8 protein-coding genes are annotated in these 10,421 nt (G+C 72.7%); 3 read left to right on the plus strand and 5 right to left on the minus strand.

Annotated features, from left to right (window positions below):
* Nucleotides 1-188 precede the first annotated feature (188 nt).
* From ACIBR0_RS23260 to ACIBR0_RS23270, 3 genes are read right to left on the minus strand one after another with little or no spacing between them, the layout of a single operon-like run.
* Nucleotides 189-1,325: a peptidoglycan DD-metalloendopeptidase family protein gene (locus ACIBR0_RS23260; protein ID WP_396718953.1), complete on the minus strand. Its 1,137-nt coding sequence runs from the start codon at nt 1,323-1,325 to the stop codon at nt 189-191.
* A gap of 39 nt (nt 1,326-1,364) precedes the next feature.
* A complete protein-coding gene (locus tag ACIBR0_RS23265) occupies nt 1,365-3,956 on the minus strand; it encodes a GH25 family lysozyme (protein WP_396718955.1) in 2,592 nt (863 codons plus the stop codon).
* Nucleotides 3,953-4,483 (minus strand): hypothetical protein, encoded by a 531-nt coding sequence (locus tag ACIBR0_RS23270; RefSeq protein ID WP_396718957.1) that lies wholly within the window; start codon nt 4,481-4,483, stop codon nt 3,953-3,955. The genes ACIBR0_RS23265 and ACIBR0_RS23270 overlap by 4 nt, the downstream gene beginning before the upstream one ends.
* A gap of 339 nt (nt 4,484-4,822) precedes the next feature.
* On the opposite strand from ACIBR0_RS23270, the gene ACIBR0_RS23275 reads away from it, so the two are divergent.
* The 3 genes from ACIBR0_RS23275 (at nt 4,823) to ACIBR0_RS23285 (ending at nt 8,140) form a co-directional block, all read left to right on the plus strand.
* On the plus strand, nt 4,823-5,350 hold the full coding sequence (locus tag ACIBR0_RS23275) for a DUF6244 family protein (protein WP_396718959.1): 528 nt from the start codon (nt 4,823-4,825) through the stop codon (nt 5,348-5,350).
* 250 nt (nt 5,351-5,600) lie between these two features.
* Nucleotides 5,601-5,936 carry a hypothetical protein gene (locus ACIBR0_RS23280; protein ID WP_396718961.1) on the plus strand — a complete coding sequence of 112 codons (336 nt, stop codon included), beginning with the start codon at nt 5,601-5,603 and terminating at the stop codon, nt 5,934-5,936.
* On the plus strand, nt 5,936-8,140 hold the full coding sequence (locus ACIBR0_RS23285) for a bifunctional polysaccharide deacetylase/glycosyltransferase family 2 protein (protein ID WP_396718963.1): 2,205 nt from the start codon (nt 5,936-5,938) through the stop codon (nt 8,138-8,140). Before ACIBR0_RS23280 ends, ACIBR0_RS23285 begins: the two co-directional genes overlap by 1 nt.
* On the opposite strand, the gene ACIBR0_RS23290 is transcribed toward ACIBR0_RS23285, so the two are convergent.
* On the minus strand, nt 8,133-9,122 hold the full coding sequence (locus tag ACIBR0_RS23290) for a glycoside hydrolase family 6 protein (RefSeq protein ID WP_396718965.1): 990 nt from the start codon (nt 9,120-9,122) through the stop codon (nt 8,133-8,135). The genes ACIBR0_RS23285 and ACIBR0_RS23290 overlap by 8 nt on opposite strands.
* Nucleotides 9,123-9,185: 63 nt before the next feature.
* Nucleotides 9,186-10,409: a nitrate/nitrite transporter gene (locus ACIBR0_RS23295; protein ID WP_396718967.1), complete on the minus strand. Its 1,224-nt coding sequence runs from the start codon at nt 10,407-10,409 to the stop codon at nt 9,186-9,188.
* Nucleotides 10,410-10,421: the final 12 nt, after the last annotated feature.

Below are 10,421 nucleotides of genomic sequence, written 5' to 3' on the forward strand. Positions count from 1 at the left end.
GCCGCGTGTCGTCGTGAAGCCCGGCGTGCGCACTGGGACCCGATCCGGTGTCCCGGTCGCGGGCGAGTGCCCGTCGACACCGACCATACCCGTCTTCGGCGTCCGTCACGCGTTCCGGAAGGGTCCGTCCGAATTCCCCGAGCGGACCGGGGCCGCGCCCGGTCCGGACGCGGCCCCGTCGTACGCGGTCAGATCAGGCGAGCGAGCGCCGCCCAGGTGTACGGGCCGGGCAGGCCGTCCACGGGGCCGGTGTATCCGCCGAGCTTCGCCATCTGTTGCAGCGCCTTGTAGGTGTTGATTCCGGCAACGCCGTCGATCGGACCGCCGTACCCGTAGCCGGAGAGCAGCTTCTGCACGCCCCGCCAGGAGTAGGAGCCCATGACACCGTCGGCGGGGCCGGTGTATCCGCCGAGCTTGGCGAGCCGCTGGAGGGCCGCGTAGGTGTACGTGCCGGGGGCGCCGTCGATCGGACCGGTGTAGCCGAAGCCGCGCAGGATCGTCTGCACGCCCTTCCAGGAGTTGGTGCCCATGACGCCGTCGGCGGGGCCGCCGTAGCCGCCCTTCGCGGCGAGCCGCTGGAGGGCGGCGTAGGTGTACGTGCCGGGGGCGCCGTCGATCGGACCGGTGTAGCCGTAGCCGCGCATCACCTGCTGCACGCCGTACCAGGTGTACGTGCCCGGCACGCCGTCGACCGGGCCGGTGTAACCGCCCGCCTGGCCGATCTCCTGCAGGATGACGCCCTCCGTCTGGGGGGCCGGGGTGGGGGTGGGGCCTGTCCCCCCGCCGACGTAGTCGAGCGGGTTGACCCGGACGCCGTTCGGGGTGATCAGGTGCCAGTGCAGGTGCGGGCCGGTGGACGAGCCCGAACCGTCCGCGCCGGCGGCACCCCCCGAGCGGCCCACGACCGTCCCGGACGCCACCGAGGCCCCGTTCGCCAGCAGGAACTGCGACAAGTGCATGTACTGGCTGCGCCAGCCGCCGGCGAGGTGGATCGTGACGGTGTGCCCGCCGGTCCCGTTGTAGTAGATGTTCTCGACGGTTCCCGCCCCGCACGCGGGCAGGTTGGTGCCGACGGCCATGCCGAAGTCGATGCCGCCGAGGGAGCCGCGGTTGAGGTGGGCCTGCCAACCGTCGGTGATCGGGTAGGCGCGGAACGGGTGGTAGATCGCCGGGTTGGCGTACGCCGCGGTCGGCAGCAGCAGGCCGCCGACCACCAGCCCGCCGCCGACCGCCGCGCCGCCCCGCAACATGGCACGACGGCTGATGACGGGAGCGGTACGCGGGTCGTCGCCGTCGCAGCACCCGCGTGATACGTACTCGGACATGGTTCTCTCCTCTTGAGGTGGGGTGGTCGGACGAGTCGCTCAGGGGACGAGGTTGGCGAGTGCGCGGTACGTGTTCGGCCCCGGCACCCCGTCGAGCGGCCCGGTGTAGCCGCCGCCCTGGGCCATGCGTTGCAACGCCGTGTACGTGCCGGATCCGGGTGCGCCGTCGATCAGGCCCGAGTAGCCCCAGCCCCGCAGGCAGGTCTGGAGACCGCTCCAGCTGTACGCTCCGAGCACGCCGTCGGCGGGGCCCGCGTAGCCGCCCAGCTTCGCCATGCGCTGCATGGCCGCGTACGTCTGGCCGCCCGGGACGCCGTCGATCGGCCCGGTGTAGCCGAACCGCCGCATGACGGTCTGGACGCCCTTCCAGCTCTGGACGCCCATGACGCCGTCGACGGGACCGGTGTAGCCGCCGGCGGTCGCCAGGGTCTGCAACGCCTTGTACGTGTTGGTGCCCGGCGCCCCGTCGATCGGACCGGCGTAGCCGTAGCCGCGCAGCACGGTCTGCACGCCCTTCCAGCTCTGCGCACCGGGGACACCGTCGAGCGGCCCCGGGTAGCCGCCGCCGACGGCGATGCGTTGCAGCGTCGTGCCGTCCGCGATCGAGATGGGGCCCGGGACGCCGGAGGTGACGCTGAGATACGTGCGGATGGCGGCGTACGTGTTCGGTCCGGGCACCCCGTCGATCGGGCCGGTGTAGCCGTAGTCGGCGGCGAGCAGCTGGAGTGACTTGTACGTGTTCGGTCCGGGCACCCCATCGATCGGGCCCGTGTAGTAACCCCGGGACAGGACGGTCTGCACGCCCTTCCAGCTCAGCACTCCCAGGACGCCGTCGACCGGCCCGGTGTAGCCGCCGCGCTGCGCGAGCTGCTGGAGCGTCTTCGCGTCGGCCGTCGCGATCGTGACGCCGCCGGCGACCTGGTCGAGGTACGCGCGCAGCCCCGCGTAGCTGTTCGGTCCGAGGACGCCGTCGACGGGGCCGGTGTAGCCGCCGCGCTGCGCGAGCAGTTGCAAGCCCTTGTACGTGTTGGTGCCGGGCACGCCGTCGACCGGACCGCTGTACAGCCCGAGCCGCGTGAGGTGCGTCTGCACGCCCTTCCAGCTGTTCGACCCGAGGACGCCGTCGACCGGGCCGACGTACCCGCCGAGCTCCGCGACCCGCTGCAGCGTGACGCCGTCGGCGAGGGGGATGCCCGGCGTCGGGCCGGGGACCGGGTTCGCGCCGGGCGGCGGCAGGGTCGCCGAGCCGAACGCGTCAGGCTTCGCGACGTTCATGTCGATGGCCACGCCCTTGACCGACCCCGAGGCGCTGAACTGGTGGATCGCCCACGTCGGGTACGCGGTGCCGATGTTCGGGCTGCCCGGCGGTACGTCGTAGTGCGCGATCCACAGCTTCGCGCCGGTCGCCTGCGTCAGCGGCCAGGTCCGTGACCGCAGCAGCGCGGAGTACGTGTACAGGAACGGCGTCACACCCAGGGCCGCCTTGACGGCGTTGATGAACGCGGCGGTCTGCGCGTCGCTCCACACGGGGCTGCCGTCGATGCCCTCGACGTCGACCATCAGCGGATCGCCGGGGCGGTAGTCGTGCAGGTTCGCGAGGAAGTACGCGGAGTCGCCCGCCGCGGTACCCCAGCCCGTCATCCAGTAGTGGCCGACGAGGAACCCGGCCGCGCGGGCGGCGTCCACCTGCCGGGTGTAGTACGGCGACGTGTACGGCTGGCGCGTCCCGTCGTTGGACCCGCCCGACTTGACGACGCAGAACCGGAACCCGGCGGCGCGCGCGGCCAGGAAGTCGAGGTTCGCCTGGCTGGTGCCGACGTCGATACCGGGCACGTAGTCGTTCGCGGGCGGGGTGACCGGCGGATGGGCGTCCAACCACGCCGCGACGCCGCGGATGGTGTTGGGGCCGAGGACGCCGTCGAGTGGTCCCTCGTAGCCGCCGTCGCGGGCCAGCGTCTGGATCGCCGTGTAGGTCCGGGTGCCGGGGATTCCGTCGATCGGCCCGGTGTAGCCGAAGTCCCGGACGGCGGTCTGCACGCCCTTCCAGCTCAGGACGCCCATGACGCCGTCCACGGGGCCGCCGTACCCGCCGCGCAGAGCGAGGCGCTGAAGCACCCGCTGGTCGTCGGCGGTGAGCACGTACTCCGACGGTCCCGGGGTGGTGCCCGGGCCGGGGGCGCCCACGTCGGCCATCCGGTAGCCGACGTTGTCCAGGGTCCAGCCCTTGTAGATCAGGCCGGACAGGGCGGTGTACCGGGCGACGGACTGGGTGCCGATGCAGTACCCACCGGGCGCGAAGTCCTGCCCGCCCGAGAGGAGCGACGACGCCATCAGGCAGCGGGTGCCACCGCCGTCGAGGTCGAGGGCGACGTGACCGGGGTGGCCGCCGTTGCCGTGGTTCGCCCACCAGTGGAAAGCGCCGCGCGGCGCCGCCGAATAGTCGGCGTACTCGGCCCCGGAGTCGATGAACGCCTGATAGGCGGTGCTCCGGGAGTCTCCGAGCGCGCAGGCGCGGAACATCAACGCCTGGCACATGCCGTTCCAGTTGTAACCGTTGTAGAAGCCGGCGCCACCGGCGTCGACGACGTGCTGGCGGGCCCACTGCTCGGCCCCGGCGACGGTCCTGGTCACTGTCCGCTCCGCACGTCGAGGGTGGTGATGGCGAGGATGTCCTCCGCGCCGACGAGTTGCGCCCGCAGCACCGGGTGGGCGCCGGTCGCGGAGGTCGGCACGGCACCGCTGCGCAGCCAGCGGTCCAGCGAGATCCGCCCGGCGCCGTCGGTGTCGAGGTCGAGGTGGCCGAGGCGCGGCGCAGACCGGCGCCCGGAGGCGACCTCGAACCACACGCTGAGGTCGACCCGGTGGAACTCGCTGATCGAGAACCGCACCCGCCGTCCGGCGAGCGGACGGCTGTTCGCGACAAGGGTGAAGACGACGCCGGGCGCGGCGCGTCCGGCCCGGCCCGCCGAGGTCGCCCAGACGTGTACGGGTGCGGAGAACGCGCCCCGCACCGCGCCGTCCAGCCGGGACGCCCCGGCGGCGGAGGCCGCCCGCCCGCCCGCCGTCGCGAGCACCACTCCCGGTACGAGCACACCCGCCCCGCGTAGGACGGCACGGCGGGACACCCGCGGTAGGTTCCTGTCGATCAGATCGGCCATCTGCTCTCCCCTCGCGTGCGGCATCCGCACGTCATCGGCCGGTATCCCGGTCGGGGGCCGTCGGTCATCTTCGCCAGACCTTCGACCGCTCCCGGTCAAGTACCGTCATCGTCGGGGTCCGCCGGGCCGCTGTGACCCAACGGATCCGCAGACTTCGAAGGACGGTCCCCGCCGCCAACGCGGGCGTGACGACGTCGCCCCGCCCGACCGCGTACCTGAGCCGCCCGGTTCGTGGCACTGACGCGGTCACGCCATCGACGACGTCTGGTGGTGGCACGGATGCCCCGGTAGTTTCAGCGGTCAGACACCTTCACTGCCTGCGATCGGAAAGTCGGCTACGTGTCGCACATCGAGAAGATCACCGGTGAACTGCGCGCGCTGATGACGGGCGTCGAGCGCGCACAGGGGTTGGCAGCCGCCGCCGACAGTCAGGCGCAGGAGGTGGCGCTGCGGGCCGCGGCGGCCGGCTTCCTGGCCGTGGCGGCGGGAATGGCCCGGGTACGCAGCACGATCACGGCAATCCAGGGCGACCTGGGTAGCCTTTCCGGTTCGATCGGGGAGGCGACGAAGGCGGCCGCTGCCGTTCCGCACGAGGCCACCACGCAGGAGACGATCTCCGGACTGACACCCGTTCAGTCCGCGGTGGTCAGCGCACGCGACGCGACGGCCGGGGCGATCACCCAGGTCGGTGAGGCACAGCAACTCGTCACCATGATTCTGCGGGGTGGGCAGCCCGGGTCGCTGCTCCAGGCCCTGGACAACATCAAGCAGGTCCTGGTGCTGGTCGTTCAGCGCACCGGCGTCGTCCGACAGTCCATCGAGGCGGCGATCGCCGAAGCGCGACAGCTGGGGTCCTCGGGAAGCTGAGCAGGGCAGGTGTCGTACCCGGCTCAATTCTCTTCGCAGGTCAGCGTTAGTAGATCAAGCGGCCGTGGGTACTGCCCCCACTGTGAAGAACATGAACAGGCGTTACGTCGCGCGCGTGCCGCCAGCCGAACCAGCCCCCGCCAGCCGGGAGTCAGCCGGGATTCCGTGGGCACGTCGGCGGGCCCGCTCCGCCTCACCCGGAGCCGCCCGCGGTGTCGCGGCATCGACCGGGCCGGCCGTCGTCCGTGGCGTGGCCGCACCCACCGCACCCACCCGGCCGGCCGTCGTCCGTGGCGTGGCCGCACCGACCGGGCCGGCCGTCCCGCCGGGCAGCGCCGCTCAGGTGGAGCCGCCGGTACGGCACGGCGTGGTCCCGGTGGAGCCGGCGACCGCCGATGAGCCGGTCGACGTGGCCACCCAGCTGTTGCAGCCACCCGACGTGACGGCGGCGATCTTCGTGGACCGCTCCGGGCGCCGGGGTCACCTGCTGCGCCAGACCGTGTACGCGCTCGTCGCGATCGCTCTCCTGCTCGTCGTCGCGTTCTGGATCGTCCAGGGTCTCGACGTGTTGGGGTCGACGAGCTGATGGCCGTCTGGAGTGGACGCCGACGGGTGGCCGACACCGGCGAGATCGTGCCAGCGTCCACGCCGTCCGCGTCGTCGGCGGAGGAGCGGCGGCAGCGCAGGCGTAACCGCCGACGGTGGATGCTGGCGGCGGTGTCGACGTTCATCCTGCTGAACCTGCTCGCCGTCGGGGCGTACGCGAACGCGCGCTTCACCCCCGACCACCAGAGCGACGGTCCGACCGGGACCGGCACGGTGCCGGCGGTGGTCCGCGACGGCGGGACGGTGGTCGACACGCGCGGCGGCAAGCTGGACGCCCGGCCGATGCCGGCGCGGACGATCGCCCTGACCTTCGACGACGGTCCCGATCCGACGTGGACCCCCAAGGTGCTCGACGTGCTGAGCCGGCACGGCGCACCGGCCACCTTCTTCGTGGTGGGCTCGCAGGTCAGCCGGCACCCCGAGCTGGCGGAGCGGATGGCCCGCGAGGGTCACGAGCTGGGCATCCACACCTTCACCCACCCGGAGATGGCGGACCTGCCGTCCTGGCGGCGCAAGCTGGAGTACTCGCAGACCCGCACCGCCATCCAGTACGTCACAGGCGTCGACACCTCGCTGGCCCGCCTGCCGTACTCCAGCGGGGTGGACTCGCTGGACGACGCGAGTTGGCCGCTGGTGCGGGAGTCCGGCCGGTGGGGTTACGTGTCCGTGTTCAACGACACCGACAGCCGGGACTGGGCCCGTCCGGGCTCGGGCGCCATCATCCGCAACTCCATCCCCGAGGGTGACCAGGGCGCGGTGGTCCTGATGCACGACAGCGGCGGGGACCGGTCGCAGACCATCGCCGCGCTGGACCGCTTCATTCCCGAGATGCAGGCCCGCGGCTACCGGTTCACCACCGTCTCCCAGGGGCTCGGCTGGCCGACCGCCGCCACGGTCCGGCCGGGCGCCGCCGACCAGATTCGCGGCGCGCTGCTGGTCGGCGGCGTGCGGCTCGCCGACGGCACCGTGCACGTCCTGTGGCTGCTGCTCATCGTCGTCGGCCTGCTCACCCTGACGCGCACCCTGCTGCTCTTCGGGTACGCGGTGGCTCATGCCCGCCGTCGCCGCGCCCCGACCTGGTCCTGGGGTGGCGAGGTGAACGACCCGGTCACGATCATCGTGCCCGCCTTCAACGAGCGGACCACCATCGCTGCCGCCGTTCGCTCACTGGCCTCCGGCACACACCCCGGCATCGAGGTGCTGGTCGTGGACGACGAGTCCGACGACGGCACCGCCGACGAGGTGGAGCGCCTCGGGCTGCCCAACGTGCGGGTGGCCCGGGTTCCCGGTGGCGGCAAGGCCGCCGCGCTCAACGCCGGGGTGGCGCTCGCCCGCAACGACCTGGTGGTCATGGTCGACGCCGACACCGTCGTCGCGCCCGACGCGGTGCACCGTCTGGTGCAGCCGTTCGCGGACCCGCGGGTCGGCGCGGTGGCCGGCAACGTCAAGGTGGGCAACCGGCGGCGGCTGCTCGGCCGCTGGCAGCACATCGAGTACGTCATCGGGTTCAGCCTCGACCGGCGCCTCTACGACACGCTGCACTGCATGCCCACCATCCCCGGAGCCCTGGGCGCGTTCCGTCGCGAGGCGGTACGGGCCGCCGGCGGGCTCAGCCGGGCCACCCTCGCCGAGGACACCGACCTCACCATGGGCATCCACCGCGCCGGCTGGCGGGTCGTCTACGAGGAGACCGCCGTCGCCCGTACCGAGGCGCCGAGCACGTTGCCGGAGCTGTGGCGGCAGCGCTACCGGTGGAGCTACGGCACCATGCAGGCGTTGTGGCGACACCGCCGGGCGTTGGTCGAACGGGGGCCGTCGGGCCGGTTCGGTCGACGCGGGCTGCCGTTCATCACCCTGTTCTCGGTGCTGCTGCCGCTGCTCGCCCCGGTCGTCGACATCTTCGCCGTCTACGGGCTGTTCTTCCTCGACCGCTACGAGACCGTGCTCGCCTGGCTGGCCGTCATGGTCGTGCAGATCGTCACCGCGATCCTGGCGTTCCGCCTCGACCGGGAACCGCTGAGCCCGCTCTGGGCCCTTCCGCTCCAGCAGTTCCTCTACCGGCAGGTCATGTACCTGGTGCTGGTGCACTCGGTGATCACCGCGCTCAGCGGTGGACGGCTGAAGTGGCACAAGCTGCGTCGTACCGGCGAGGTGGCCGAGGCCCAGCCGCAACCGGTCACCTGAGCGGTGCCCGCGCCCCGGCTGCCGCCTCCCGGGCGGCAGCCGGCAGCCACGGCGTTGCCGCGATCAGGGCGCGGGCCTGGGCGGGGGAGAAGACGCCCGCCGCCGGTTCGGCCCGGCCGCACGGCCCGTCGGACTCGCCTGGACTCTTGATCCAGAGCAGTGCGGCGACCCGTTCCAGGCCCGGATCGGTGGTCGGCGGTGGACCGAGAGCCTCCGGGGTCGCGTTGCACCACTGGTCGTCCGGCGGCGCGGGCAGCCCGTTGCGCGAGGTGTCGATGACCATCTCCCGATCGCCCACCAGCCGTGACACGGCCAACCCCCACCGGTGGCTGTCGGCGGTGGACTGGCGGTTGGCCACGTTGACCGAGAATCCCTCGGCCCGGGTGATGCCGGACCTTCGCAGCCGCTCGGCGGTCTCGGTCGGCCTCCGCCAGCGGCGATGCCCCGCGTCGAGGTAGACGTGGTGGCCGGCGTCGGCCAGCGTCCGGGTGGCGTCGGCCAGCAGGTCCGCCCGGGCGTCGTCGAAGCAGTCCGCCGCCACCGCGTCCGGCTCCAGGACCACCGCCGCCCGGTCGTCGCCGAGCCGCCGCACGGTCTGCGCGATGAACCGCGCGTAGGCCTCCGCGTCGACCGCGCCGCCCCGGCTCGGGCCGGCGCAGTCGCGGTTCGGGACGTGGTAGATCACCACGACCGGCAGAGCCGCGCGCCGGCGGGCCGCGGCCAGCACCGGCGCCAGGTCCGTCAGGTCGTCCGGACCGGTCAGCCACCGGGCCTGCGGGGTGTCGGCGATCGGATCCAACCAGGTCGCGTCGTGGTCGTCCCGCCAGTGCGCCGCCGGGCTGTCGGTGTCCACCAGCAGGGTCGCGCCGCGGAACGGGTGCCGCAGCGGGCTGTACCCGGCGCCGCCCTCGCCGCCCGCGCAGCCGCCGGCCGTCCCGAGCAGTACGGCGGCCAGGGAGCCGGTGAGCAGAGCCGATCGCATCCGATCACGGTAGGCCGGGACGGGGTCGACCGCAGCACGGGCGGCAGGGACCTGCGATGCGGATCAACCGGTGCGAGCGAGGTTGGCCATCTTGACCGCGGTGAACACCGCCGCGGCCAGCGCGACGTCGGACAACAGCATCAGACCGATCGCGTACGAGCCCTGGATGTCGTACACCCACCCCATCACCAGCGGCGGAACGAAGCCACCCAACCCGCCCGCAGCACCGACCAGTCCGGTCACCGCACCCACCTGATCGGCCGGGGCGACCTTGCCGACCAGGGCGAACACGGCGCCGCTGGCAGCGCCGAGCAGCGCCGCCATGCCGAGCAGCGCGACCGTCGCCACCGGCATCAGGGGCGGCGCGAACGCCTGCACGACGGCGAGGACTGCCACCCCGGCGAAGCACCACACCAGCACCGGCACGGGATGCACCCGGTCGGAGAGCCATCCGCCGGCCGGTCGGGCCAGCACGGCCAGCACCACGAAGCCGGCGGTACGCAGCGCACCGTCGGCGGGCTCCAGTCCGTACTGGGTGCGCAGGTACGCGGGCAGATAGACGCTGAAGGCAACGAAGCCGCCGAAGCCCACCGCGTACAGGAAGCACAGCTGCCAGGTCACGGTCAGCCGCGCGACGGCGGTGAGCCGCTGCCGGAGCGTGCCCGCCGGGCGGACACGCCCGGGTGCGTCGCGCAGCAGCAGGAACGCCAGCACCGCGTATGCGGCCAGGATCGCGGCGATCAGCAGAAAGGGGGCGTCTTCGCCGTACGCGTCGGCCAGCCGCACGGTGGTGAAGTTGGCGATCGCGGTGCCGCCGGTGCCGATGCCGAACACGCCGATCGCGAAGCCGCGCCGGGCCGCCGGGTACCAGCCGGAGACAAGGGGAACTCCGACGGCGAACGCCGTGCCGCCGATGCCGAGGAAGAAGCCGGTCACGATCAGCGCGGGATACGACGACACCACCGTCAGTGTCAGCACCGGAATGATCGTGGCGAGTGTGACCAGGGGGAAGACGACCCGGGCACCGTACCGGTCGGTGAGCGCGCCGACCGGGATTCGGCCGAGGGATCCCACCAGCACCGGTACGGCGACGAGCAGAGACTGCGCGGCGAAGCCCAGGTCGAGCCGTTCCTTGATGCCGGGACCGAGGGGACCCAGCAGCGCCCATGCCCAGAAGTTGACCAGGAAACCGAGTGTGGCGACGGTGAGCTGGAGCGTCGCACCGGGTCCCGTCCGGAGCGAGGTGCCGGGGCCGGAGGTGAGCGGCGTGTCCGTGGCGGTGCTCATCGTTGCTCCTTC

It is taken from the genome of Micromonospora sp. NPDC049497, from assembly GCF_044465805.1.
GTDB lineage: Bacteria > Actinomycetota > Actinomycetes > Mycobacteriales > Micromonosporaceae > Micromonospora.

What these genes read in the sequence shown, in the direction of transcription:
- ACIBR0_RS23260 (WP_396718953.1), bottom strand. Translation starts at nt 1,325, where the DNA reads ATGTCCGAGTACGTATCACGCGGGTGCTGCGACGGCGACGACCCGCGT.
- ACIBR0_RS23270 (WP_396718957.1), bottom strand. Translation starts at nt 4,483, where the DNA reads ATGGCCGATCTGATCGACAGGAACCTACCGCGGGTGTCCCGCCGTGCC.
- ACIBR0_RS23285 (WP_396718963.1), top strand. Translation starts at nt 5,936, where the DNA reads ATGGCCGTCTGGAGTGGACGCCGACGGGTGGCCGACACCGGCGAGATC.
- ACIBR0_RS23290 (WP_396718965.1), bottom strand. Translation starts at nt 9,122, where the DNA reads ATGCGATCGGCTCTGCTCACCGGCTCCCTGGCCGCCGTACTGCTCGGG.
- ACIBR0_RS23295 (WP_396718967.1), bottom strand. Translation starts at nt 10,409, where the DNA reads ATGAGCACCGCCACGGACACGCCGCTCACCTCCGGCCCCGGCACCTCG.